20 protein-coding genes are annotated in these 24,344 nt (G+C 66.3%); 6 read left to right on the forward strand and 14 right to left on the reverse strand.

Features of this window, described 5'->3' with window-relative positions; all coding sequences use genetic code 11:
• Positions 1 to 143: 143 nt before the first annotated feature.
• The 10 genes from ACZK4H_RS14380 to ACZK4H_RS14425 form a co-directional block, all read right to left on the reverse strand.
• Positions 144 to 1,028 (reverse strand): endonuclease/exonuclease/phosphatase family protein, encoded by an 885-nt coding sequence (locus ACZK4H_RS14380; RefSeq protein ID WP_099551826.1) that lies wholly within the window; start codon positions 1,026 to 1,028, stop codon positions 144 to 146.
• 2 nt (positions 1,029 to 1,030) lie between these two features.
• Complete coding sequence (locus ACZK4H_RS14385) at positions 1,031 to 4,198, reverse strand: discoidin domain-containing protein (RefSeq protein ID WP_099551827.1); 3,168 nt, start codon at positions 4,196 to 4,198, stop codon at positions 1,031 to 1,033.
• Positions 4,195 to 5,031 (reverse strand): carbohydrate ABC transporter permease, encoded by an 837-nt coding sequence (locus tag ACZK4H_RS14390; protein ID WP_099551828.1) that lies wholly within the window; start codon positions 5,029 to 5,031, stop codon positions 4,195 to 4,197. Before ACZK4H_RS14390 ends, ACZK4H_RS14385 begins: the two co-directional genes overlap by 4 nt.
• Positions 5,028 to 5,909, reverse strand: coding sequence for a carbohydrate ABC transporter permease (locus ACZK4H_RS14395; RefSeq protein ID WP_005410323.1), 882 nt, complete (start codon positions 5,907 to 5,909; stop codon positions 5,028 to 5,030). Before ACZK4H_RS14395 ends, ACZK4H_RS14390 begins: the two co-directional genes overlap by 4 nt.
• Positions 5,906 to 7,246, reverse strand: coding sequence for a sugar ABC transporter substrate-binding protein (locus ACZK4H_RS14400; RefSeq protein WP_099551829.1), 1,341 nt, complete (start codon positions 7,244 to 7,246; stop codon positions 5,906 to 5,908). The genes ACZK4H_RS14395 and ACZK4H_RS14400 overlap by 4 nt, the downstream gene beginning before the upstream one ends.
• A gap of 4 nt (positions 7,247 to 7,250) precedes the next feature.
• Positions 7,251 to 8,855: a glucoamylase family protein gene (locus ACZK4H_RS14405; RefSeq protein ID WP_099551830.1), complete on the reverse strand. Its 1,605-nt coding sequence runs from the start codon at positions 8,853 to 8,855 to the stop codon at positions 7,251 to 7,253.
• 250 nt (positions 8,856 to 9,105) lie between these two features.
• A complete protein-coding gene (locus tag ACZK4H_RS14410) occupies positions 9,106 to 12,162 on the reverse strand; it encodes a TonB-dependent receptor (protein WP_099551831.1) in 3,057 nt (1,018 codons plus the stop codon).
• Positions 12,163 to 12,238: 76 nt separating this feature from the next.
• Positions 12,239 to 13,276, reverse strand: a complete 1,038-nt coding sequence (locus ACZK4H_RS14415) for a LacI family DNA-binding transcriptional regulator (RefSeq protein ID WP_099551832.1) — start codon at positions 13,274 to 13,276, stop codon at positions 12,239 to 12,241.
• A 149-nt stretch (positions 13,277 to 13,425) separates the two neighbouring features.
• The gene (locus tag ACZK4H_RS14420) at positions 13,426 to 13,701 is read right to left on the reverse strand and encodes a BolA family protein (RefSeq protein ID WP_099551833.1); all 276 of its coding nucleotides are present in this window, start codon (positions 13,699 to 13,701) and stop codon (positions 13,426 to 13,428) included.
• Positions 13,698 to 13,997: a YciI family protein gene (locus ACZK4H_RS14425; RefSeq protein WP_005410329.1), complete on the reverse strand. Its 300-nt coding sequence runs from the start codon at positions 13,995 to 13,997 to the stop codon at positions 13,698 to 13,700. The genes ACZK4H_RS14420 and ACZK4H_RS14425 overlap by 4 nt, the downstream gene beginning before the upstream one ends.
• Before the next feature lie 374 nt (positions 13,998 to 14,371).
• Here ACZK4H_RS14425 and ACZK4H_RS14430 point away from each other — a divergent pair, with 374 nt between their 5' ends.
• Genes ACZK4H_RS14430 through ACZK4H_RS14440 form a run of 3 tightly spaced genes read left to right on the forward strand, consistent with a single transcriptional unit; the run spans position 14,372 to position 17,793 of the window.
• The gene (locus tag ACZK4H_RS14430) at positions 14,372 to 15,277 is read left to right on the forward strand and encodes a segregation and condensation protein A (RefSeq protein ID WP_099551834.1); all 906 of its coding nucleotides are present in this window, start codon (positions 14,372 to 14,374) and stop codon (positions 15,275 to 15,277) included.
• Positions 15,278 to 15,290: 13 nt separating this feature from the next.
• Positions 15,291 to 16,166: an SMC-Scp complex subunit ScpB gene (gene scpB / locus ACZK4H_RS14435; protein WP_099551835.1), complete on the forward strand. Its 876-nt coding sequence runs from the start codon at positions 15,291 to 15,293 to the stop codon at positions 16,164 to 16,166.
• Positions 16,159 to 17,793: a pseudouridine synthase gene (locus tag ACZK4H_RS14440; protein ID WP_099551836.1), complete on the forward strand. Its 1,635-nt coding sequence runs from the start codon at positions 16,159 to 16,161 to the stop codon at positions 17,791 to 17,793. The genes scpB and ACZK4H_RS14440 overlap by 8 nt, the downstream gene beginning before the upstream one ends.
• A gap of 522 nt (positions 17,794 to 18,315) precedes the next feature.
• On the opposite strand, the gene ACZK4H_RS14445 is transcribed toward ACZK4H_RS14440, so the two are convergent.
• Positions 18,316 to 19,104 carry an AraC family transcriptional regulator gene (locus tag ACZK4H_RS14445; RefSeq protein WP_099551940.1) on the reverse strand — a complete coding sequence of 263 codons (789 nt, stop codon included), beginning with the start codon at positions 19,102 to 19,104 and terminating at the stop codon, positions 18,316 to 18,318.
• 90 nt (positions 19,105 to 19,194) lie between these two features.
• Between ACZK4H_RS14445 and ACZK4H_RS14450 the strand changes: the two genes are divergently transcribed.
• Positions 19,195 to 20,331, forward strand: a complete 1,137-nt coding sequence (locus ACZK4H_RS14450; RefSeq protein WP_099551837.1) for an MFS transporter — start codon at positions 19,195 to 19,197, stop codon at positions 20,329 to 20,331.
• On the opposite strand, the gene ACZK4H_RS14455 is transcribed toward ACZK4H_RS14450, so the two are convergent.
• The 3 genes from ACZK4H_RS14455 to ACZK4H_RS14465 all read right to left on the reverse strand — a co-directional run bounded on the left by ACZK4H_RS14455 (position 20,312) and on the right by ACZK4H_RS14465 (position 22,819).
• Complete coding sequence (locus ACZK4H_RS14455; protein ID WP_099551838.1) at positions 20,312 to 20,746, reverse strand: hypothetical protein; 435 nt, start codon at positions 20,744 to 20,746, stop codon at positions 20,312 to 20,314. The genes ACZK4H_RS14450 and ACZK4H_RS14455 overlap by 20 nt on opposite strands.
• A 103-nt stretch (positions 20,747 to 20,849) precedes the next feature.
• Positions 20,850 to 21,656, reverse strand: coding sequence for an amidohydrolase (locus tag ACZK4H_RS14460; RefSeq protein WP_099551839.1), 807 nt, complete (start codon positions 21,654 to 21,656; stop codon positions 20,850 to 20,852).
• Between the two features lie 14 nt (positions 21,657 to 21,670).
• A complete protein-coding gene (locus tag ACZK4H_RS14465; protein ID WP_099551840.1) occupies positions 21,671 to 22,819 on the reverse strand; it encodes a pyridoxal phosphate-dependent aminotransferase in 1,149 nt (382 codons plus the stop codon).
• Positions 22,820 to 22,874: 55 nt separating this feature from the next.
• On the opposite strand from ACZK4H_RS14465, the gene ccmA reads away from it, so the two are divergent.
• Positions 22,875 to 23,636, forward strand: coding sequence for a heme ABC exporter ATP-binding protein CcmA (ccmA, locus tag ACZK4H_RS14470; RefSeq protein ID WP_428843485.1), 762 nt, complete (start codon positions 22,875 to 22,877; stop codon positions 23,634 to 23,636).
• On the forward strand, positions 23,633 to 24,328 hold the full coding sequence (gene ccmB, locus ACZK4H_RS14475; RefSeq protein WP_099551842.1) for a heme exporter protein CcmB: 696 nt from the start codon (positions 23,633 to 23,635) through the stop codon (positions 24,326 to 24,328). The genes ccmA and ccmB overlap by 4 nt, the downstream gene beginning before the upstream one ends.
• Positions 24,329 to 24,344 lie beyond the last annotated feature (16 nt).

Below are 24,344 nucleotides of genomic sequence, written 5' to 3' on the forward strand. Positions count from 1 at the left end.
CCAACCAAGGTTGGCACCCACCAGGGCACAACCCGCGCAGGGTCACTGCTTTGGTAGAGGCCAACCTTGGTTGGCGCCGTTGATTGAGTACACGCGGACTCGTCCGTGCCAACCAGGGTTGGCGCCTACCGAAGCGCGCTCCGTCAGGGTTTCGGCGCGAACTGCAGGCGGGTCCACACGCCGTAATGGTCCGAGGCCCAGCGACCGCTGTCGTCGGGCTGGTCGAACAGGAGCTTCGCCTCGCGCGCAACCAACTCGTCCTGCTGGAAGAAGATGTGGTCGATCCGGGAGGGCGCTTGGTAATAGTGGCGGTTGAGCGTACTGACCCCGGCAAGGTCGGTGTTCACGTGCACGCTGCCGTAGCTGTCGCCGTAGTGGCTGCGCAGCTCGCTCAGGTCGCCTGCATCCACCAGTGCATTGAAGTCGCCAGCGATCACCACCGGTGCGCCCGCCGACGTCGCGCTGATGAAGCGCAGCAGGTCCTCGACCTGGCTGCGACGGATGCGCTGCCCACTCTCGTCACTGCGCTCGTTCAGATGCGTGGCGTAGACGTTCACCGGCGCGCCGTCGACGTCGATGCGCAGGTGAGCGACAGTGCGGTAGTCGTCCAACGGCTGCAGCAGATGGTCCCCCTGGGCGAGGATCGGCCGCCGGGTCAGCAGCGCATTGCCGTAGCGCTTCGGTGCACCCACCGGATCGGTGGACACGAACACATACCTGTAGCCGAGTTGGCTGGCCAGCCATTGCGCCTGGTTGCGCACGTTGCGGCGCTGGATCACCTCCTGCAGGGCAACCGCATCCGGCTGCAGGCGCTTGAGCTCGGCCAGGATGGTGCGGCGCCGGCTCGGCCAGTCTTCGCGGTCATGATGCAGGTTGAAGGTGACCATGCTCATGCCCGGCGCGGTGGCGACGTCAGCCGCTGCCGCGGCGACCGGCTCGGCCGCCATCACCACGCCCGGCAATGCCAATGCAATTGCCAGGCCCAGGGCACGCACCATCGTGCGCACCCTTGCCCCCTGCTGCTTCATCGTTACTGCCCCTTGCGCTCGGCGCGACGCACCGCGCTCGGTACATCGATCTCGACCCGCGCCGGCAGCTGGTGCACGTGCAGTTCCTTGTTGACCCATTCCGCCGCTTCGCCGTTGATGGTGGCCTCGCCCGGATCACCGGCGTACGGCCACGGCAACACCACGCCACCAACCGGTGGCAGCAGGCCCGGCTGCACTTCCAGCACCAGCTGCTTGTCGCTGCGCTGCAGGCGGTAGTTCAGCTGGCCCTGCGGCGTGCGCAGGCCCTGAACAGCGATGCCCTCACCCTGCAGCCACGCGGTCGGCACGCCAGCGGCCAGCACCAGCGCATCGTCCATATCGCGGTTGTAAGCGAACATGTCCAGCGCCGAACGCACGAAATCCGAAGCCACCCACGCGTGCGGCAGGTCACCGACGAAGAACGGCTTGCGTGGCGTGTGCGAGACCACTTCGGCCCACTGGTTCCAGGCCTGCGGCGCACGGTCCTTGAAGAAGAATTCGGTGGCCTGCCAGGCGCGCTCGCGCCAGCCCAGGCGCACGAACGCCGCCACGTTGCGCCACTCGTACGGGGTGTAGTCCTTCCACTCCCGCTTGCCATCGCGGCGGGCCACGAACTCCTTCCAGTAGCGTTCGAAGGTCGCCTCCAGCGCCTGCTGCGGCAGTCGGCCCTGTTCGCCACCCGGCGCCAGCGCGATGGTGGTCGAGGTCGCGTCGAAATCGCCCAGCTCGGCCGAGCCTGGCAGGTAGTCGATGTTGTGCTGCTGCATCGCCGACAGCAGCGAGGCCTGCAGGTCATTACGGAACTGGTCACGCGATTCGGCGATCTGCATCGCCTCGACCTTGCCCAGCTGGGTCGCCAGCAGCGCCGCGTCCTTGTAGCCGCGCAACGCCCAGAAGTTGTCCCAGTACGAATGCATCGGCTTGGCCGAATAGCCTTCGTGGCTGATCGAGGCCGGCATCATCCCGTAGAAGGCCGGGTTGCGCGCGCGGTTCTCCTCGGTGCGCTCGCTGGCGCGCAGCTGCTCCATGTAGCTGTAAGCGCCCTGCACGTGCGGCCACATCAGCTCGGTGAAGGTACTGTCGCCGGTATAGCGCCCGTATTCGGCGATGCTGTAGATCAGCTCACCGTGGCTGTCGTTCTCCGGCACCGGGTCGCTGCCGCGCGCGTCGACGCAGCACGGCACCTTGCCGTTCTCGAACTGGTACGGCGCATACCAGTTGATGTAGTCACGCACCGCATCGCTGCGCCCCATGCGCAGCAGGCCCTCGGAAATCATCGCGCCATCGCGGATCCAGCTGCGCGCATACGACCGCGTGCCCGGCTGCAGGCGCGGCCCGACACGCGAGATCAGCATGTGCGCGACTGCCGTGCGCAGGGTGTCGACCAGCGGCTGGCCCGCAGCGGGCACCTGCAGCGAGACCACGCCCAGCTTCTGCCGCCACTGCTCGGCCACCTGCGCCTGCGCCTTGGCCACGTCCAGCGCCTTCGGCGCCCAGCCACCGGTCTGCGGCAGCACCACCGCCACCTCGCGGCTCTGGCCGGGCTCGAGCTTGATCGTGTAGATCAACGCGCCCGACGCCATGCCGGTGCTGTCCTTCACCGCGGTGGCCGCCGGGTACTTGCCGTCCGCCAGATGCATCGCATCGAGCTTGCCATCGAACGTGCTGGCAAAGCGCGCATCCGGCACCTGCAGCGGGTAGATGCGCGGCTCTCCGTTGACCCGCACCAGCTGCTCGCCGACATCCAGTGCATCGATGCGGCTGAAGCCACCGACGGTATTGAGGAACTGGGTGGGCGGATTGACCTGCCACGGCCGGATCGCCAGTGCCAGGGTGTATTCGTGAGCGACCTTGTCCGGATTGCTCAGCCGGTAGCGGCCGATCAGCTGCGCACGCTCAGGCGTGCCCTGCACGAAGCTGGTCACCGCCAGGCCGACCTTCTCATGCACCCAGTCGACATTGGCGATCGGCAGGTAGTGATCCTGCAGCGACTGGGTGATGGCCACCTTGGACCAGTCCAGCAACTTGCCATCCAGGCGGATGAATGGCTCGATGCTGAAGCTGCCCTTGGCCGGCTCCAGTGCACCGTCCTCACTGATCAGTGCCTGTTCCTGGCCGCCATCAAGGCCCAGCAGCGTCCAGTAGGGCTGCTCGCCCACATAGGCACGTGGCAGCGAGCCGCGCGGAAGGTCGGCGGCCACCGAGGACAGGAACGCGTTCGGCGTGGCCGCGAACGCCAGCGGCTTGAGCGCGATGTCACGGATGCCGTAGCGCCAGTTCGGGCCATCCTGCAGATCGAAGCGCACGTAGCGCGCGTCGGTATCCGGCAGGGCAAGCCAGTCGCGGCCACCCGCACCGCTGGTGACTTCGCGCACGCTACGCCAGTCACGGCCATCCTCGGAGGTGCGCACGGTGTAGCGGCGCGCCTCCAGGTTCGGCAGCCAGTCGATCACCACACCGCCGATTTCACGGCTCTTGTGCAGGTCCAGGCTGATGGTCTGCTGCTTGACGCCACCGCTGATCCAGAACGTATCGCTCTTGCCGTCGATCATGCGATCCTGCAGCGCGGTGGCGGTATCGGCGATCACCGACGGCACCAGCGCCGAATCATCCTGCGGCGGCAGGCCCTGCAGGGTCAGCTTGTCGAAGCACACCGTGCCACGGCCGCCGACCTTGCTGTAGATGGTGAACTCGACGGCGGCGCTGCGTGCCATCTCCTTCTCGGGCGATGGCCCCCATGCCTTGTCGATCTGCCGGCGCCGGTACTCGACCGGCGTCCATGCCCTGGGGAAGCTGTAGCCGGGCCGGTTGACCCACCAGACATTGTCGCCGCTGGCATCGATCAGCTTGAACTGCAGGTCGTTGCCCGGTGAGTCACCGCGCAGCTGGAAACCAAAGCGGTAATTGACCGGGTACTCGATGTTCAGCGCGCGGCGGATGCCGACGTAGCCGGAGACATCGTGGAAGTCATAGTCCAGGCACAGCGCGCGGCCACCACCGGCACCGCTGACCGGCCGCAGCGAACCGCTGACCTGGTCGGACAGCACCAGCTTCCAGGCCGCGATGTCGTCGAAATCGTCCAGCACCTTCGGTGCCGGCAGCGCCGGTGGTGCGGCGATCGCCAGGGAGGTCCACAACAGGCCCAGTCCAACGGCGATCGCTCGCTTCATCCCTTGACGCTCCCCAGCAACAGACCTTGGATGTAGTACCGCTGCAGCACCAGGAACAGCGCCAGCACCGGAACCACGGTGACCACCGCGCCGGCCATCATCATTTCCACGTCCATGATGTGCTCGCGCGAGAGGGTGGCCAGCGCCACCGGCAAAGTGTAGTGCTCCTGATCGGTCAACACGATCAACGGCCACATGAAATCGTTCCATGCGCCCATGAAGGTGAAGATCGCCAGGGTCACCAGCACCGGCTTGAGCATCGGCAGCACGATCTGGAAGAAGATGCGCAGCTCCCCTGCCCCGTCGATACGGGCCGCTTCCAGCAGTTCGTCCGGAATCGAACGCGCGTACTGGCGCACCAGGAAGATGCCGAACACGCTGGCCAGCGCCGGCACGATCACGCCGCCGAAGCTGTTGACCAGACCCAGCTGCTTCATCAGCAGGAACAGCGGCAGCATCGCCACCTGCGCCGGAATCACCAGCGCCGCCATCAGCACCTGGAACAGGCGCTCGCGGCCAACGAAGTTCAACTTGGCGAACGCGTAGCCGGCCATGGTGTTGAGCAGCAGCGAACCGAACGTGATGCCGAGCGACACCAGCAGGCTGTTGGCGAAGTTGCCGCCCATGCCGGTACGCGCGAACAGCTCATGGTAGTTGTGCGTAGTGACGCTGGAAGGCAGCAGCGGCGGCGGGAAATGGCTGGCCTCGCCCTGCGGCATGAACGAGACCGAGAGCATCCACAGCAGCGGTGCCAGGCTGACCAGGGCCAGCACCAGCAACGCACCATTGATCAACCACGGGTACCAGCGCGACTGGCCGATTTCACGACTCATACCAACTGCCTCTTGCGGCCGAAACGCAGCATCACGGTGGTCACCGCCAGGATGATCAGGAACAGCAGGAACGCCACCGCGGAGGCGCGCCCCAGGTTCCACCACTTGAAGCCTTCCTCGAACATGAAATACAGCACGCTGACGGTGCTCTGCAGCGGATCGCCGCGGGTCATCACGTACGGTTCGGCGAACAGCTGGAAGTACCCGGACACGGTGATCACCCCCACCACCAGCAGCACCGGGCCGAGCATCGGCAGGGTGATGTGCAGGAACTGCTTCCAGCGCGAGGCGCCGTCGATGCGCGCGGCCTCGTACAGGTCATGCGGGATCGCCTGCAGGCCGGCCAGGAAGATCACCATGTTGTAACCGAAGTTCTTCCATACCGCGAACAGCATGATGGTCGGCATCGCCCAGTTGGGATCACCCAGCCAGTCGATCGGGCTGATGCCCAGATGGCCCAGCCCGTAGTTCACCAGGCCGTAGCTGGTATGGAACAGGTAGCGCCAGATCACCGCCACCGCTACCAGGGTGGTCACCACCGGCGCGAACAGCGCGGTGCGAAACAGCGCCTTGAAGCGTGCGGCCGGCGCATTGAGCAGCATCGCCGCGCCCAGCGACACGCCGATCGACAACGGCACGCCGATCAGCACGAAGTAGGTGGTATTCCACAGCGACTTCCAGAACATCGGCGTCTGCAGCAGGTCGATGTAGTTGCCCAACCCGACAAAGCGCAGGTTGCTGCTGTCGGCCAGCGCATACAGGTCGAAGTCGGTCACGCTCAGCGCCAGCGCCGAGGCCACCGGCAGGCCGAAGAACACGCCCAGCACGATCAGCGAGGGGCCGGCGAAGATCCAGCCGGCAAGCGAAGTACGTTTCATTGCGCGCTCCCGGCGGCGACGGCACTGCTTGATCGCGGCGACGACACGCGCTGCTGCAGGCGTTGTTGTTCATGCATCCAGCGGCGCTTGGCCAGCACCTTGTCCACGCGCTGGTCGAGTTCCTCGACGGCCTTGTCCTGCGCCAGGCCACCGCGCACCACCTTCTCGGTGACGATGCGCATTTCCTGCACGATGCGCTCCCATTCGAGCACCTTCGGGGTCGGCTTGACCCGCTCCAGCTGGTCACGGAACGCGGCGGCCAGCGGATCGTTGGCCAGCGACGGCGCGTTCCAGGTACTGCGGCGCGGCGGCAGGTCGCCGATGATCGAATGGAAGCGCGCCTGGATTTCCGGTCGCGACAGGAATTCGATCAGCTTCCACGACGCTTCCTTCTGCTGCGACTTGCGGAAGATCACCAGGCTGGTGCCTCCGGCAATGCCGGCACCCGGGCCGTCCGGACCCGGCAGCGCGGCCGTGCCCCACTGCCCTTCCAGTTCCTTGGGCTGCAGCTTCTTGAACTCGCGGATGTTCCAGGGGCCGGAGATGTAGAACACATTGAAGCCACGGAAGAATTCGTCCCAGACGTTGGAGATCTGCGTCTCGGACATCTTCGGCGCCCAGCCCTGTTCGAACATGTTGGCGTAGAAGGCCAGCGTGCGGCGGAAGCCCGGGCTGGCGAAGTTGCCGCGGGTGTCGTCGTCGCGCAGCAGCGGGTCGGGCTGCTGCAGCGCCAGCGACAGCTGCTGCTCGAACTCGTTGATCGGCATCAGCACCGCATAGCGGTTCGGGCCCTGCATGCGCTTGATCGCCGCCATCTGCTCGTCCCACTCCTGCCACGTGCGCGGCGGGTGGTCGTAGCCGGCCTTGGCCAGCAGGTCCTTGCGGTAGTAGATCAGGCGCGTATCGACGTACCACGGCACGCCGACCAGCTCGCCGTGGATCACGTTGGTATCCCATATGCCCTGGAAATAATCCTTCTCATCGACCACGGCCGAATGATCAACGAACGGCTGCAACGGCGTCAGCGCATCGAGCTCGGCAAACTCCGGCACCCAGGTGTTGCCCAGCTGGCAGACATCCGGCAGGCCATCGGCGGCGAACGCGGTCAACAGCTTCTCGTGCGCGGCGGTCCACGGAATGTTCTGCACATCCACCTTGATGCCGGGGTTTTCGGCTTCGAACTCATGGATCAGTTCGCTGACCACCTCGGCTTCGCGGCCCATCGCCCAGAAGCGCACGGTGGTGGTGCCCGGTTCGGTACGGGCGCAGCCAGCCACGGCCAGTGCGGCCAGGGCAGGCAGCGCCCAGCGGCGCAGGCGGTCGATCCAGTTCGGCATCGGGTTACTTGCCCTGGCCTGTGGTGCGGTTGGCATTGTTCTTCTGTTCCTGCGCGGCAGCCGCGCGTGATTCGGCGATACCCACCGCGCGTGCCGCCGCGGCCTTTTCGTCTTTCTGCAGTTCCAGTGGCTGGAACGAACCTTCCGGTGCCAGCCAGCCACCACTGAACCCGGCCCGTTCCAGGCCCTTGCGGATGTACGGGTTCTTCTTCATCACTTCCCATACGAAGTCATCGCGGTAGTTGGCGATCATGGTCAGGATCGGACCCTGGTCGATGGCGATGTAATCGCTGGCGACCCAGCCGCGATCCGGCACCAGGCGGCCGGTCTTGATCGGGATGTCGTAGTTGAAGCTGGGATTGAACGAATCAAGGAAGCCGTAGCTGGAATAGATGTAGTCGCCGTAGCGCTTGTGCATTTCCAGCGTGGCCGGGATCACCTGCTCGGGCGCGAACACCACCGAAGCAATCGCGGCGGTCGGTGCGATGGTGCCGTCATCGAAGTTCTCGCGCAGGCCTGCACCGCGCGAAGAATAGTGGCGGAACTGGCGCTGCTCGCCACGGTATTCCTGCGTGGTGTTCTGCGGGCCGTCGCTGGCGGTCAGGCCCCATACGTTCTCGCCGTAGTCCTTCCACTGCATCGGGTTGGCGATGGCGTACTCGCGCTGGGCCAGGGCAGCCGAGCGGCTGTTGAGGAAGTAGGTGCTGCCGCGCTCGCGCATGTACGCGTCCTGGATGTCGCGGAAGTCGATCCAGACGTGGCTGTACTGGTGGCCGAACAGCGGGCCGAAGGACAGGTATTCCTGGCCCTGGTAGACACCCCAGTCGTTGTCGTAGGTACGCGTCCACACGGTCCACGCATCCGGGCTGACCGGGTGCGTCGGCGAACCCAGGGCGAGGATGTAGACCATCATCGCCTCGTTGTAGCCCATCCAGTCATGGTCGATGAAGCCGCTCTCCGGGAACCAGCCCATCGAGATCAGCGGCGCACGCTGCTGCAGCCACGGCCAGTCGACCTTCTTGTACAACGTGTCGGCGATCTGGCGGATTTCCTTCTCGCGCGGATCGTCGCCGTCGTAGTACGACTGCGCGAACAGCACGCCCATCATCAGCAGCGCGGTATCCACCGAGGACAGTTCGACCCAGCTGTCGTAGCGACGGCCTTCCTGCATGTCCAGGAAGTGGTAGTAGAAGCCCTTGTAGCCGGCCTTGCCGGTACGCTGCGGGCCCATCGGCACGTCGCGGAAGAATTTCAGGGTGGTCAGGGTGCGGTCGATCGCCTGGTTGCGGCTGACCCAGCCGTTCTCGATACCGATCGGATACGCGGTCAGCGCGAAGCCGACCGAGGCGATGCTGGCGAACGGCCGCGACGGATAGCGGTCCGGGGTCAGGCCATTGATCTCGTTGGTGGTATCCCAGAAGAACTGGAAGGTACGACGCTCGATGTCATCGAACAGCGGCGGCAGCACCGGCTTCATCGGCCGCGGCGGTGCGTCGGCCTCGATCAGGATCACCGGCGGCCGCGGCTTGGCAGGTTCCTGCTGGGCCGGCTGGCAGGCGGCCACGGCCAGGCTCAACGCTGCGGCGGACAACAGATGGCGTGCCTGCATGGCGCGATTTCTCCGGTGGTCTGATCGATGGGAAAGCATAACGTCCAATGATCTGAAATCGTTTACAAGGTGCGTTCTTAAAAAACCACGAAAATCGTGGCCTGACACCGCGATCATTGCCCACGCCGCTGCCCCCTGGCCGGCAGCGGCGTGGGCAATGGACCGGCACGAAGCCGGCCATTGCCATGTATCCATTCAGCCGATGCCGCCGGCGGACCGGCGGCATCGGGTCGTGCATCTACACCCAGACTTAGAAGCGGAAGCCCACTTCGGCCTTGATCTGACGCGGCGTACCGATGATTTCGCCGGTCTCGTTGTAGCTGGCCTGCAGCTTGCCGTTGGTCTTGACGTAGTTGTAGGTGGAGAAGTTGTCGAAGTTGAACACGTTGATGATGTCGATACGTGCGTACAGCTCGGTATCGCCCGGCATCTTGAACGTCTTCGTCGCCTGCAGGTCGACCGAACGGTAGCCGAAGATCTTGCCACCCACCAGGAACTTGCCGGTGGCGTTGGGCACGGCCGCCTGCGGCGTCGGCAGGGTGTAGCCGCTGGCCTGCATCACCGGGTACCAGTCGTTGACGGCAGTCGGGGTTGCCAGGGTGATCTTGCCGCCGAAGGTGATGCCCCAGAAGCCCGCATACGAACCGGTCACCACCAGGCGGTGGCGCGGCGCGCCGTTGGAGCGGATGGTCGGATAGTCGCCGATCAGGCCGCGGTCAAACGCGTACTTCTCGTTGATGTCGCGGTTGTGGCGGGCGGTGGTCCAGGTGTAGGCGATGGAGGTACCCCAGCCGCTTTCCTTGGTGAAGGGCTTCTGCGCCGACAGCAGCACCTGGGTGGCACGGGTCTTGATGCCCTGCTGGCCGATGATCAGGCTGCCGAAGCCCGGCACGTTGCAGCTCCACGCCTGGCTCAGGCCCGGGTCGGTGCCACCGCACAGGCGCGGGTCATCGAAGAACTGGCCGGTCGGGTAACGGTTGCCCAGGGTGAAGGCGAAGCCGTCGTAGCTCAGGGTGCGAGCGATGGTGGCATCGGTCAGCCACTCGCCGATCCGGTTGCTCATGCCCAGGCTGAACTGGTCCGAGTACGGCGCCTTCAGCTTGTTGTTCAGCAGGTCCACTTCTAGACCGGCATTGCTGGTCGCGCCAACCAGCGACTGCAGGTTGCCGATGCCGTTGAGCAGGTTCGGGTTCCAGTCATAGCAGGCGGCCTGGCCGTTGATGCAGGTGCCGGTGGCCGGGTTGCGGAAGTAGATGGTCGGCTGCGGCAGGGCCAGCTTGGTGGTTTCCAGCTGCAGGTTGTCGAACAGGTCACGGTCGTAGGAACGGCCGGCACCACCGTGGATCACGTGCTGCTCGTCGGCGTTGATGTCATACGAGAAGCCCAGGCGCGGCTGCCAGGCATCCTTGAACGCCTTGCGGTTGTGACCGTTGCTGATGTAGTCGCTGATGTCCAGGCCACCCAGTGCCAGCGAATCGGCGTAGGTCTGGCCGGCAGGCGCACGCGGATCCTGCGAATAGATGGCGTCGACCACCTGCTGCGGGGTTACGAAGTTCAGGTAGGTCGGGGTCTTTTCGTAGTCCCAGCGCAGGCCGATGTTCAGCTGCAGGTGGTCGTTGACCTGCCAGTCGTCCTGGATGAACACGCCGTACTGCTTGGACTTCGAACGCACTTCGCCGGACACGCCCGACACGCCGGTCACCGGCTTGACGAACTGCGCCTTGTACGGAATCGAATCCGGGAAGTCCGGATCGCCCAGGGAATAGGTGAAGGTCGGGTTGATCTGCGCCGCATCGGAAGCGTACAGGTCGATCTGCTTGTACTTCACGCCCATCTTGATGGTGTGGTCACCGGCCCACTGGATGCCATCCAGGGTCAGGTTGTCTTCGATCGACCAGCCCTTCTGGCCCTTCACCTGCGAATCCAGTGCCGATGCACCGCCGATCTTCACCACGGTGCGGTCTTCGGGACCGTCCGGTGCGGTGTAGGTGATGCCGTTGGCCAGGGTCAGCGGGGTCGGGTTGTTGAACGAATCCTCGTGGGTAACCATCAATTCGTTGTAGTACCGCTCACCGCTGTGGTTCCAGCGCAGGGCGTAGCGGCGGTCGGTATTGACCACTTCGCGCCCGGCCTGCGGCGAGGTCTGGCCACTGAACTGCGACTGGGTTTCGTCGCGGTCCTGGAAGGTCAGCTCGATGCGATCATTATCGGTCGGCTCGAAGTCGATCTTGGCGAAGATCAGATCCTGCTGGAACGGCTGGCTGGCCGGGCCAAGGCCGGCGGCGCCGGCGGCCGGCAGCAGACCGGCAGCAGCGGTGACCGCGCCATCCGGCGCGATGGTCACCGGCAGGTCGAAGCGCTTGGCTTCGTAGGTCACGAAGAAGTGGGCCTTGTCCTGGATGATCGGGCCACCCAGGGCGAAGCCGTATTCCTTCTCGGCCGAATCCTCCTTGCCCTTGTTCGGCTGGCGTTCGGCCGGGGTCATCGCGCGCATGCTGTCGTTGGTGTAACGGTAGAAGGCTTCACCCTTGAACTCGTTGGTACCCGACTTGGTCGCAGCGGTGACGGCAGCACTGGATACCTGGCCGTACTCGGCCTTGTAGTTGCCGCTGATGACCTTGTACTCGCCAATGGCCAGCTGCGGGAATGGATTGCCGGCACTGCCGGACTGGCCGGCCACGCCGCCACCCTTCACGTAGCTCTTCTGGCCCACGCCGTCGATGTACACATTGGTGCCATCGGCATTGGTGGCACCGCCGCGCAGCGAGGTGTTGCCCTTGGCGTCACGGGTGAAGATCAGGCCCGGCACCGCGTCGGCGAACTCCAGGAAGTTGCGCGAGACCTGCGGGGTGGTCTGGATCTGCTGCAGACTGACGGTCTTGCCGACTTCCGACGTGCGCACTTCCTGCAGCAGGGTCGGCGCCACGACGTTGACGGTGTCCAGGTTGGTCGCCGCGGTCGAACCCGGCGTGCTGCTGGCGGCACCGGCAAAATTCAGGGTGGCGGTCGAGGCCACGGTAACGGTGACCTTCTGGGTCTGACCGTTGGCGACCACGTCGTAGGTGCCCGGGTCCAGGCCCATCAGTGAGTAGCTGCCATCGGCGCGCACGGTACCGCGACGGACGGTACCGGTGGCCACGTTGGTGGCGGTGACTTCAGCGCCAGCCTGGGCGCCGGCAACCTGGCCGCGCAGGCTGGCGTTGGCCGACTGCGCCATGACGTTCGGAGCGGCGGCCAGCATCAGGCAGCTGACCAGTGCGGTGCTCAGCAGCCGGCGCGCCGGCGTGCGGAAGGTGGTATGCATCATCAACTCAATCTCCGGGTGGCGGTGACCGCTCGCGCGGTCCCTGCGATCAATCAAAAAAGAAGGAACGCCTCTGGCTTCAACGGCCCGATGGCGGAGTGGTGGAATCGCGAACTATCAAGCGGGGAACCAGGGTCTGCTTGTCCCCTGCCCCATCCGTGGAGGTGCCGTCCATCAACTGCATCAGGCGCGTCATGGCCCGATCGCCGAGCTCGGCGATGCTGACCTGCATGGTGGTCAGCGACGGGTGGACGAAACGCGCCAGTGGAATGTCATCGAAACCCGCCAGGGCGACATCGGACGGCACATGGACCCCTGCCTGCGTGAAGGCGTACAGGCAACCCAGGGCCATCATGTCGTTGGCGGCGAACACGGCATCGGGCAGCGCTCCGGCTGCCAGCAACTCCTGACCGGCGCGATGGCCGGAAGCTTCGTCGAAATCACCGGGCAGCTCGATGCCTTCGGCGTCACTGCCGAAAGCCGCCAGCGCGTCACGGAAGCCGCGCAGGCGCTCGCGCGCGTCGAAGTTGAGGTCCGGGCCAGAAATGAAAGCGATACGGCGGTGACCGGCGTCGAGCAGATGGCGGGTCATCGCCATCGCACCGGCATGGTCATCGATGCTCAGCACCGGGTGGTCCTGCCCGGGCAGATAGGTGTTGATCAACACCGTCGGCAGCGACTGCGGCAGGTTGTCGGTCAGGAAGCCGGGGCTCTCGGCATAGGGCGAAAGCACCAGCAGGCCGTCGACGCGGCCGCGCATGGCACGCAGGGCCGCGCCCTGCTGTTCCTGGTCACCGTGGTAGCTGGACACCAGCAGATGCTGGCGGCGGTTGCGGGCGACGTTGTCGATGCCGCGCATCAGCTCGGAGAAGAATTCACCGTACAGGTCAGGCAGCACCACGCCCACCGTATTGGTGCGGCGGCTGCTCAGGCTGCGGGCGGCGGCGTGCGGGGTGTAACGCAGCCGTGCGGCCACCTCCAGCACAAGCTGGCGGACCGGTTCGGCGACATTTTCATGCCCGTTGAGCGCGCGGGAAACCGTGGCCACGGAGACCCGGGCTTCGCGTGCGACGTCTTTGATTGTGATAGCTGCCTTGTTCACGAAGCCGCCCTCCACGGCTTGGACCTACCAGCATTGGCGCGGAATGTAAGCGTTTCCATCTGGGCTTGTAAACAGTCCGTTAGGCGAATGTCCTGAAATGGACATGGAAATCTGTCTGTGGCAGGCCCGCAGAGAGACCCGCCAGGACAGCGTGGGACAAGGGCTCAGCCCTGTTCTGACGGGGTCAATGCGCGAATGGACAGCGCGTGGATGTCGGTCTCCATCATCGCCCCCAGCGCGGCATATACCGTGCGATGCCGGGCCAGCGGGCCCAGGCCGGCGAAGCGTTCACTGACGATATGCAGGTTGAAGTGACTGCGGCCATCGCGCGCACCAGCGTGGCCGGCATGCCGATGGCTGTCGTCTTCGATTTCCAGCACGCTGGGGGCCAGCGCCTGCTGCAGTGCATCACGCATCCGCTCGATGCGCTCCGCGTTCACGGCAGGACCTTGCGGAACGGACGCACCTGCACATGGGTGTAGACACCCGCGGCTACGTAAGGGTCGGCATCGGCCCAGGCCTGGGCCTGCACGAGCGACTCGAACTGCGCGATCACCACCGAACCACTGAAACCGGCCGGGCCCGGGTCCTCGCTGTCTACTGCCGGGCACGGCCCGGCCAGCAGCAGGCGGCCTTCGTCGCGCAGCGCGTGCAGGCGCGCCAGGTGTTCCGGCCGCGCCTGCAGCCGCTGCGCCAGCACATCCTGGCCGTCATAGCCTTCAATCACATACCACACGGCATTTCCTCGCTTGCGTTGTCGGGTGCGCAGATTCTAGCCAATGCGGCCCCCGCCCCGGCCCGGCTGGACACTGGCGCGACAAAGGCTTACCCTAGACTCCATTGCACGTGGCTGGATGCAGCAGCCCGTCGGTTTTTGCGACCAACGCAGCCCCCGACGACCGTTCCGCTGCTTCAAACCGGGCCATCCGGCCGGGCCACGTAGACGACCTCCCCGTAGTTCCGTCGCTGCCGTTTCCTGCGGCGCGTCCTGCTGTTTTACCTGTGTGGAATCGCGCCGATCCCGGCGTGTCTGGTGCCCTGGGGCTCCGTGGCGTTGGCCCGGCGACCCCGGTGCCGCGACTGGTCCGTTGCAATCCTGATGTCCATTAGATGACTTCCGAACTCGCGCTCGACGCGAACCCGCCAACCCGGCCGCCCGCCCCCCAGCAGCAGGAAATGCCGCTGGCCGTGGTGCATGGGCAACCGGTCCTGCAGATCCCGCAGGACCTGTACATCCCGCCGGACGCGCTGGAAGTCATCCTGGATGCCTTCGAAGGCCCGCTGGACCTGCTGCTGTACCTGATCCGCCGCCAGAACCTGGACGTACTGGACATTCCCGTGGCCGAGATCACCCGGCAGTACGTGGAATACATCACCGTGATGCGCGAGCTGCGCTTCGAGCTGGCCGCCGAGTACCTGGTGATGGCGGCGATCCTGGCCGAGGTGAAGTCACGCATGCTGCTGCCGCGCCCGGTCAGCGAGGAAGGCGATGAGGCCGACCCGCGCGCCGAGCTGGTGCGCCGGCTGCAGGAGTACGAACGTTTCAAGCAGGCCGCCGAGGACATCGATGCCCTGCCCCGCCAGGACCGCGACACCAGCCTGGCCCACGCCTTCATGCCCGAACGCGCTGCGGTGAAGCTGCCGCCACCGGTGGACCTGAAGGAGATGCTGCTGGCGCTGCACGACGTGCTCAAGCGCGCCGAGCTGTTCAGCGGCCACGCCATCAAGCGCGAGGCGCTGAGTGTCCGCCAGCGCATGGGCGAGGTGCTGGGCCGTCTGGAAGACGGCAGGTTCTATCGTTTTGAAGGGCTGTTCACTGCTGAAGAAGGCAAGCTGGGCGTGCTGGTCACGTTCCTGGCGGTGCTGGAACTGGCCAAGGAACAGTTGCTGGACATTGTCCAGGAAGAACCGCTGGCGCCGATCTACGTGAAGTCGCTGGCAGCCGGCAACACCAATGCCCCGCTGCAGTTCAGCAGCGAGTTCGACGACAACGACGCCGCCAACGAGAACGAGTGAGCGCTGACTGCCGATGGACCAAACGCTGATCAACCGCATTGTCGAGGGTGCCCTGCTGGCCTCCAGCCAGCCGCTCACCCTGGCCCAGCTGAAAGACCTGTTCCCGGAAGAGGAGCCGGCACCGCCGGGCAGCATCGAACGTGCGCTTGAGCGCCTGCGCGAAGCCTGCGAAGGCCGTGGCGTGGAACTGGTCGAGGTCGCCTCCGGCTTCCGCTACCAGGTGACCGGCGAAGTGCATGGCTGGATCAGCCGGCTGTGGACCGAACGCAAGACCCGCTATACCCGTGCCACCCTGGAAACCCTGGCGCTGATCGCCTACCGGCAACCGATCACCCGTGGCGAGATCGAGCAGGTACGCGGCGTGGCGGTCAGCAGCAACATCATCCAGGCGCTGGAAGAACGCGAGTGGATCCGCGTGGTCGGCCACCGCGATGTGCCCGGCAAGCCGGCGCTGTTCGGCACCACCAAGGGCTTTCTGGACTACTTCGGCCTGAAGCGCCTGGACGAGCTGCCGCCGCTGTCGGAGCTGAAGGACCTGGGCGAGCTGGAACCGCAGCTGGCCCTGGACCGTGACGCCCCTGCCGCCGCCGGTGCCGACGGTCCGGACATTTCGGCTGGCGCCGATGGCGCTGCCGCGAACGATGACGCCGGCCTGGCCGGCAGCAATACCCCCGATTCCGCCGATGCAGCGTCTGCGCCGGCTTCCGATGAGCAAGCACCTTCGCCCCTCGATGATGGGCACCCCGATTCCGCGCCGGGCGAGCGCGCGGTGACCCTGAACGAACGCGAAGACAACGCCGTCGCGATGACGACCGTGGCTGTTGACCAAGCCGATTCCGAACCAGAGGCCGACCTCGAAACCGTCGGCCGGAGCAAAACTGATGAGTGACACCCCCCGTAACAAGCTCTCGCTCAAGCGCGAAGCCACCTCCGAACAGTTCAAGCTGGAAGAGCGCCTGCACAAGGTGCTGGCCCAGGCCGGTCTGGGTTCGCGCCGCGCGCTGGAACAGCGCATCGCCGAAGGCCTGGTCAAGGTCAACGGTGAAGTCGCGCAGACCGGCATGTCGGTCAAGAGCGGCGACAAGATCGAGCTGGATGGCCGCGGCTTCGTCGCCACCGCACTGGCCGAACCGTCGCGCGTGCTGGTCTACAACAAGCCGGAAGGCGAAGTGACCACCCGCGAAGACCCCGAAGGCCGCCCGACCGTGTTCGAATCGCTGCCGCCGCTGAAGGGCGCGCGCTGGATCGCGATCGGCCGCCTGGACATCAATACCACCGGCCTGCTGCTGGCCACCACCGACGGTGAACTGGCCAACGCCATGATGCACCCGTCGTTCGAGGTCGAGCGCGAGTACGTGGTGCGCGTGCGCGCCCCGGAAGGCGAGGAGAAGGTCTCCGACGCCATCGTCGACCGCCTCGCCCGCGGCGTGGCACTGGAAGACGGCCCGGCCAAGTTCGACGAGATCGAACGCATCGGCGGCACCGATTCGCACGACTGGTTCCGCGTCGTGGTGAAGGAAGGCCGCAACCGCGAAGTGCGCCGCCTGTGGGAATCGCAGGGCTGCCAGGTCAGCCGCCTGAAGCGCACCCGCTATGGCAAGGTGAGCCTGCCGCGCGAACTGGCCCGCGGCCATTCGGTGGAACTGGGCACCGCCCAGGTGGAAGCCCTGCGTGCGCAGCTGAAGCTGGAAGAAGGCGCACCGTCGGCATTGACCCTGCAGCCGGTGATCGGCCAGCGCCGCGCCGCCAAGACCACCGTGCGCGTGCGCGAAGGTGGCCGTGGCAATGCCTACGTCAACGGCCACAACACTGCCGACGAAGGCCGCGAGCTGCGTCGTTTCGACAACGTCCGCGAAGACCGCGGCCGTGGCCGCGGTGGCAAGGGCGGCGGTTTCAAGGGTGGCCTGACGGTCAGTGGTGAAGCCGCGGCCAAGCAGTCGCAGAAGCCGTTCAAGCAGCGCCCCCAGAAGAACGACCGTTCGCTGCCGGAAGGCAACCCGGCCGCATTCCGTACCTGGTACGTGCCGGACGGTGTCAGCACCGGCCCGAGCGGCCATCGCAATGCCGGTCCGGGCGCACGCGGCCCGGGTGCTCGTGGTCCGGGCGCGGGCGGCCAGGGCCGTCCGTACGGCAAGCCGAAGGGCCCGGGCGCTGGCGCCGGTGGCGGCCAGGGCCGTGGCGGCTTCGGCGGTGAAGGCCGCGGCGGCGCAGGCGGCCAGGGTCGTCCGGCCGGTGCGGGCAACCGCTCGCAGGGCCAGGGCAACAAGCACCCGTATGGCCATCCGGGCAATGCCCCGAGCTTCCCGTCCGACCACGCCACCCCGGGCTTCAACCCGTATGGCAGCCCGAAGCCGGCGCAGGGCGCCCGTCCGGGCGGTCGCGGTCCGGGCGGCGGCAACCGTGGCCCGGGCGGCAATCGCGGCCCCGGCGGTCCGGGTGGCAACCGTGGCCCGGGTGGCCCCGGCGGCAACCGCGGTCCGGGCGGCCCGCGCCGCAGCGGCCCGCGCGGCGGCTGATCGCTGCCCTCGCTGAAATAAAGAACCCCGGCTCCGGCCGGGGTTTTTCTTTGTCTGGTGCAACGATCCGCGGGTAGATCCACGCCACGCGTGGATGAAAAGCGTGCATTAGGAATTCTTTGAAAACCTGAAATCAGTGCCACGGGTCGACGCGGGCAACGCGATGAACGCCTATCGTGACCCCTCATCCCCGTACAAGGAAACGACGATGGCATGGCATACCAGCGGCTCTGTGCTGACAGCGGTAAACCCCACCAATACCTAGTGGAACACAGTCTACGGCCCGGGCAACATTGTTCCCGTTTCAGGCATCTACGTCTGCCTCGGCTGCAGAAGCGAGATCACGAGCAATCAGAACGACCCCTTCCCGCCCCAGTCGCATCATCAGCACTCCACCCAGCAGGGCAGCATCCGCTGGAAACTCAATGTACGCACGAACACCGACGGCGCCTGATGTAAAACAGGGGACGGAGGGGATTAAGTCGTTTTTGCCACATTGCGAATTGGCAAGGCAAAAACGACTTAATCCCCTCCGTCCCCTTTTGCATGACGCTGGAAAGCGGCAGGCGTGGTGCCCACCATGCTGCGGAAGAACGCAATGAATGGGCTTTCCGCGGAGAAGCCGATGTCCTGCGCAACATGTGCGACGCGATGACCCAACAGCAGGAGCTCCATGGCCCGCATCAGCCGCCATTGCTGGCGCCAGGCCTGGTAGCCCATGCCGGTATCGCGTTGCATCAGCCGGCCGACGGTACGCACGCTCAGGCCCGCACGCGCGGCCAACTCGTCCAGTTCGGGCGGCAGCTGTCCGGCCAGCGGCAGGCAACGTGCGATCCGCGGATCGCGCGGTAAAGGCAGATCCATCGGCGCCACCGGTGCAGCGGCGATTTCCAGCACGCACAACGCCAGTTGATGGTGCGCGCGCGGCGACTGCCAGTCATGGTCGAACGGTGCCTGCGCGATCGGCTCCAGCAGAGCCTGCAGCAGGGGACCGACGCCGATGATCACAGGCTGCTGCGGAAGCTGTGCCGACAATGCGGCATCGAAATACAAGGAACGGTAGTCCACGGTCTGGCGCATCTGTGCCCGATGACGCAGCCCGCCGGGAATCCACGCCGCGCGCGAGGGCGGCAGCAGGCTGATGCGGTCACCGAAGGTCAGACGCGTGCAGCCCCGCCGCGTGTACAGCAACTGCGCCCGCGCGTGCTGGTGCCAACCCGAATCATGATCGGCCAGCGACGACGCGATGCCCAGCACCGGTGCGCTCCAGGCGTCGGCATCGAAGTGTGCATCCGGCTGCAGCCAGGCCATGTCCGATTTCATCCACTTCCTGACCGGATCGACAGAGTACGCCAGTACGCCAGCCACCACAATGCGCGGCCCTGTTTGCGGAGCGCCCGCATGTCGCGTCGCCTGTTGTTGCTCACCATCGCGCTGCTGATGTTCCCCCAGCTCGCGCAGACCCTGTATAGCCCTGCCCTGGCTGATCTCGCCGGGCGCTTCGCACTGCCACCCGGCGCCGCCAGCCAGGCCATGAGCCTGTACCTGTTCGGTTTTGCCATCGGTGTCCTGCTATGGGGGCGGCTGGCCGACCATATCGGCCGTCGCCCTGCCCTGCTCTGCGGCCTGGCCGTGTTCGCACTGGCGGCCTGCAGCGGCCTGCTGGCCAGCACATTCGGCCAGGTCCTGCTGGCACAGGCACTGGCCGCACTGGGTGCGGCAGCGGCCTCGGTGGTAACCCAGACCGTACTGCGCGACCACCTGGAGGGACCGGCGTTGGCGCAGGCGTTCTCGTGGATCGGCATGGCGTTGGCCTTGAGCCCGGCGATCGGGCTGGCACTGGGTGTGCTGCTGGTGGACAGCCATGGCTATGCCGGCGTGCAGGCCGGCCTGCTGCTGATTGTCATCCTGCTGATGCTCGGATGCGCATCCGGCCTGCAGGAGAGCCGCCCTGCCGAAGTCGTGCACACGCCACTGCTGCCACTGCTGCGGCAACTGCTGCGTGATCGCTGGATCTGGTCACAGGCACTGCTGGTGATGGCGTTCAACGTAGCCATGTACAGCTGGTACGCGCTGGGCCCGTTCGTGTTCGAACGCCTGCACTGGCCGCTGGCCTGGTTCGGCGCCAGCGGCGCGGTGCTTGCACTGGGTTCGGCGCTGGGTGCCTGGGGCAATGGTCGCCTGCTGCGCGCGGGCGTTGCTTCCGTCACGCGTATCCGGCTCGCCGCAGGGCTGGTCCTGGCCGGTGGCCTGTTGGCTGGATTGCTGCGCAATCAACCAGCACTGGTCGCGGCGATGGTGCCGGTGGTGGCCGGTTTCGGCCTGGCCATCCCCAATGTGCTGGGCCAGGCCCTGCGCGGATACCCGCACTGCCTGGGCAGTGCGGGCGCCTTGTTCGGACTGCTCTACTACCTGTTGATCGGCGTAGCGATGGCCGTGGTCGGTGCACTGCAACTGCTGGCACCGACACTCATCGTGTGCGGCCTGCTTGCACTGTGGCTGCAGCGGCCGGCCCTGCTCAACGCCGGCTCAGGGTGAACGCCGTGCCGTCCACACCCAGATCCCAGCCCTTGCCGGTGCCGGACAGGGCCAGTGAGATATCGCCCTTGGTCATCACCTGCGCATTGCTGGACTTCACCGCGCCCGCATGCGCGCCAACCGATGCATAAGTGCCCAGCAGCTCGTTGACGCTCGCGGCGCCGGTGAAGCTGCCACGCCCGTTGGTGATCTTCGACTTGCCCACGGTCAGGCCACCGCCCTTCATCTGGATGCGCACCGGCATGCTGGCGCCATTGCTGCAGGAGACCGTGCCATTGCCGGATGCGGTCTTGTAGATCAGCGACCAACCGGACAGGTTGTAGCGCAGCTCGCAATCGAGATTGCCGGCAGCGTGCGCGGCCGGGGCCAACGATGCGGCGGACAGGGCCAGCAGCAGGGCGAAGGACGTGTTCATGGCAGGACTTCCAGTTCGGTCGGACTGGCCGCGAATCTAGCAGCGCGCGCGTGCAGGTTGGATGCAGGCGCGCGCCCTGGTGCGGCAACGTTCAGGCCGTCGTTCAGGCCTGTTCGTCCAGGTGGAAGGCATCGGCATCAAGCATGGCCGGGAAGCGCGCGCGGTGCGCGGCCAAGGCTTCGGCCGAGATGGTGGTGGTGACCACCTGTTCGCGTTCGCGGATCTCCACCTGCGGCTGGCCAAGGAAATCGATCACCGCGCTGTCGCCGGCGTAGTGCAGCTGGTTGCCGTCCACGCCGATGCGGTTGACCGCCGCCACGAAGCACAGGTTCTCGATCGCCCGTGCGCGCAACAGGGTCTTCCACGCGTAGGCGCGTGCCGACGGCCAATTGGCGACGAAGACCTGCAGGTCGAAATCCATCTGCCCTGCCCGCTCCACGTTGTAGCGGTTGCGGCAGAACACCGGGAAACGCAGGTCGTAGCAGACCTGCGGATTGATCCGCCAGCCTTTCCATTCCACGCTCAGGCGCTCACGGCCGGCGGCATAGCGTTCGTGTTCACCGCCGTAGCGGAACAGGTGGCGCTTGTCGTAGTACTGCAGGTTGCCATCGGGCGTGGCGAACAGCAGGCGGTTGTAGACGCCTTCGCCATCACGCAACTGCACGCTGCCGATCACTGCCGCGTTCAAGGCCTTGGCCTGTTCGCGCACCCAGGCCACGGTCGGCCCATCCATGCCTTCGGCCTGGGCGATGGCTTCGTTGGAGAAGCCACTGGTGAAGGTCTCCGGCAGGATCACCAGGTCGGTGGTGCCGGCCAGCGGTGCCAGCAGCGCGCCGTAGTAGGTGCGGTTGCCGGCCGGGTCGTGCCAACGGGTGTCGCCCTGGACGAGGGAAATGCGCAGGTCCTGCATGTCCACGCCTCCGCTCACAGCAGGCGCAGGCGTTCGATCGCCGCGTCCATGGTCGCTTCATTCTTGGCAAAGCACAGGCGCACCAGGCGCTGGCCGGCCGGCGGATTCTCGTAGAACGGCGACAGCGGGATGGCAGTGACGCCCTTCTCGATGGTCAGCCACTTCACGAATTCGTGGTCGGGCAGATCGCTGATGGCCGAGTAGTCGACCAGCTGGAAATAGCCGCCCGGCACCGGCAGCGCCTTCAGGCGGGTACTGGCCAGCTGCTCGCGGAAACGGTCGCGCTTGGCCTGGTAGAACGCGCCCAGCTCCAGATGGTGTTCCGGCTCGTCGCGGATCATCGCGGCGAAACCGTACTGCGCCGGGCCGAAGCTGGTGAAGGTGTTGTACTGGTGCACCTTGCGGAACTCGGCGGTCAGCGCCGGCGGGGCGATCGCATAACCGATCTTCCAGCCGGTGCAGTGGTAGGTCTTGCCGAAGCTGGAGATGACGAACGCGCGCTCGCGCAGTTCCGGGTAGCGCAGCGCCGATTCATGGCGGCGGCCGTCGTAGATGATGTGTTCGTACACCTCATCGGAAATCAGGTAGATCTGCGTGCCACGCAGCAGTTCGGCCAGTGCCTGCATGTCCTGCGCCGACAGCATCGCGCCGGACGGGTTGTGCGGGGTGTTGACGATCAGCATGCGGGTACGCGGGGTGATCGCCGCACGCACGCGGTCCCAATCGACCGCGAACGTCTGCGGGTCCAGCGAAACGTGCACGGCCCTGGCACCGGCCAGGTCGATCGCCGGCTCGTAGCAGTCGTAGGCCGGGTCGAGCACGATCACTTCCTCGCCCGCACGCACCACGGCGTGGATGGCATTGAAGATGGCCTCGGTGCCGCCGCTGGTGACGGTGATCTCGCTGTCCGCATCGACCTGCGCGCCGTAGCAGTCCAGCGCCTTCTGCGCGATGGCCTGGCGCAGCGGCGCCACGCCGGTCATCGGCGGGTACTGGTTCAACCCGGCGGCCATCGCTCTGGCGGTCTCGTCGATCAGGCGCTGCGGCGCGGAAAAGTCCGGGAAACCCTGGCCCAGGTTGACCGCGCCGTGTTCGGCGGCGAGCTGGGACATCACGGTGAAGATCGTGGTACCGACCTTGGGCAGCTTGGTGTTGGGTTGCATCGGCCTGGGATATGGGGAGACAGGCCACTGAGTTTACGCAATCCCTGCTTCGGTAGTGCCGGCCGCTGGCTGGCAACCCCGGGACGATCTGCGACGCTTGGTCGCGCCTGCCGGCCAGCGGCCGGCACTACCCTGTGAATTCACCGCTACAATTGCCGCCGCACTCCGGCATGAAGACCCCTGGCCCTTGAACACCCCTGCATTGCTGGCCGCCAGCGGCCTGAGCTTCTCCCGCAATGACGAGCCGGTGTTCGGCCCGCTGGATTTCCATGTGGACGCCGGCGAAGCCCTGCTGGTGCAGGGCGGCAACGGCGCCGGCAAGACCACCCTGCTGCGCGTGCTGGCCGGCCTGGCCCGGCCCGGCGCCGGCCAGGTGCGGATCGACGGCAAGCCGGCCAGCAATGCCGAGCGTGCACGCTATGTGGCCTACCTCAGCCACCTGCCGGCCCTGAAGCCGGACCTGGATACGCTGGAGAACCTGCACTTCCTGTGTGGCCTGCACGGTCGCCGTGCGCGGCAGATGCCGGGTAACGCGCTGGCCATCGTCGGCCTGGCCGGCTTCGAGGACACCCTGGTACGCCACCTGTCGGCCGGGCAGAAGCGCCGGCTGGCACTGGCGCGCATCTGGCTGTCGCCGGCGCCGCTGTGGCTGCTCGACGAACCCTACGCCAACCTCGACCTGGAGGGCATCACCCTGGTCAACCGGATGATTTCCGCGCACCTGCGCGCCGGTGGCGCGGCACTGGTCACCACCCACGGCGCCTATGCCGCACCGCCGGTGCGTACCCGCCAGCTCGACCTCGGCGGTGCCGCATGATCGCGCCGGGCACCGAACCGGGCCTGTGGCAGACCGCGGGCGCGCTGCTCAAGCGCGACGTGCGCCTGCTCTGGCGCCGTCGCGGCGATGCGCTGCAGCCGCTGCTGTTCGCGGTGCTGGTGGTGGTGCTGTTCGCGCTGGCCCAAGGCCGCGAGCCGCAACTTCTCGGCGCCACCGCAGGCGCGGTGCTGTGGCTTGCGGTGCTGCTGGCCGGCCAGCTGTCGCTGGATTCGCTGTTCCGCTCCGATGCCGAAGACGGCTCGCTGGAACAATGGCTGCTGGCGCCGGTGCCGCTGGCCTGGCTGGTGCTGGTGCGCGTGCTGCTGCACTGGGCCACCACTGCCCTGCCGCTGATCATCGTCAGCCCGTTGCTGGCCGAAATGCTGCATCTGCCGCATGACCAGCTGCCGATGTTGCTGGCATCGTTGCTGCTGGGAACGCCGTTGCTGAGCCTGATCGGTGGCGTGGTCGCCGCGCTGACCGTAGGCATCCGACGCTCTGGTATTCTCGTGGCGTTGCTGTCGCTGCCGCTGTACGTGCCGGTGCTGGTGTTCGGCGCGGGCAGCCTGGCGGCAGCCGGACGCGGACAGGATCCGGTCGGTGCGCTGCTGATGCTGGGCGCCGGCCTGCTGGTCGCGCTGGTGCTGGCGCCGTTGGCCACCGCCGCTGCAATACGCATTTCTCTGAGTTGACCGAGCTGAGAGCCAA

Source organism: Stenotrophomonas sp. 78350_Sma, assembly GCF_056482105.1.

What these genes read in the sequence shown, in the direction of transcription:
- ACZK4H_RS14380 (WP_099551826.1), bottom strand. Translation starts at nt 1,028, where the DNA reads ATGAAGCAGCAGGGGGCAAGGGTGCGCACGATGGTGCGTGCCCTGGGC.
- ACZK4H_RS14385 (WP_099551827.1), bottom strand. Translation starts at nt 4,198, where the DNA reads ATGAAGCGAGCGATCGCCGTTGGACTGGGCCTGTTGTGGACCTCCCTG.
- ACZK4H_RS14390 (WP_099551828.1), bottom strand. Translation starts at nt 5,031, where the DNA reads ATGAGTCGTGAAATCGGCCAGTCGCGCTGGTACCCGTGGTTGATCAAT.
- ACZK4H_RS14395 (WP_005410323.1), bottom strand. Translation starts at nt 5,909, where the DNA reads ATGAAACGTACTTCGCTTGCCGGCTGGATCTTCGCCGGCCCCTCGCTG.
- ACZK4H_RS14400 (WP_099551829.1), bottom strand. Translation starts at nt 7,246, where the DNA reads ATGCCGAACTGGATCGACCGCCTGCGCCGCTGGGCGCTGCCTGCCCTG.
- ACZK4H_RS14405 (WP_099551830.1), bottom strand. Translation starts at nt 8,855, where the DNA reads ATGCAGGCACGCCATCTGTTGTCCGCCGCAGCGTTGAGCCTGGCCGTG.
- ACZK4H_RS14410 (WP_099551831.1), bottom strand. Translation starts at nt 12,162, where the DNA reads ATGATGCATACCACCTTCCGCACGCCGGCGCGCCGGCTGCTGAGCACC.
- ACZK4H_RS14430 (WP_099551834.1), top strand. Translation starts at nt 14,372, where the DNA reads ATGACTTCCGAACTCGCGCTCGACGCGAACCCGCCAACCCGGCCGCCC.
- scpB (WP_099551835.1), top strand. Translation starts at nt 15,291, where the DNA reads ATGGACCAAACGCTGATCAACCGCATTGTCGAGGGTGCCCTGCTGGCC.
- ACZK4H_RS14440 (WP_099551836.1), top strand. Translation starts at nt 16,159, where the DNA reads ATGAGTGACACCCCCCGTAACAAGCTCTCGCTCAAGCGCGAAGCCACC.
- ACZK4H_RS14445 (WP_099551940.1), bottom strand. Translation starts at nt 19,104, where the DNA reads ATGGCCTGGCTGCAGCCGGATGCACACTTCGATGCCGACGCCTGGAGC.
- ACZK4H_RS14450 (WP_099551837.1), top strand. Translation starts at nt 19,195, where the DNA reads ATGTCGCGTCGCCTGTTGTTGCTCACCATCGCGCTGCTGATGTTCCCC.
- ACZK4H_RS14455 (WP_099551838.1), bottom strand. Translation starts at nt 20,746, where the DNA reads ATGAACACGTCCTTCGCCCTGCTGCTGGCCCTGTCCGCCGCATCGTTG.
- ACZK4H_RS14460 (WP_099551839.1), bottom strand. Translation starts at nt 21,656, where the DNA reads ATGCAGGACCTGCGCATTTCCCTCGTCCAGGGCGACACCCGTTGGCAC.
- ACZK4H_RS14465 (WP_099551840.1), bottom strand. Translation starts at nt 22,819, where the DNA reads ATGCAACCCAACACCAAGCTGCCCAAGGTCGGTACCACGATCTTCACC.
- ccmB (WP_099551842.1), top strand. Translation starts at nt 23,633, where the DNA reads ATGATCGCGCCGGGCACCGAACCGGGCCTGTGGCAGACCGCGGGCGCG.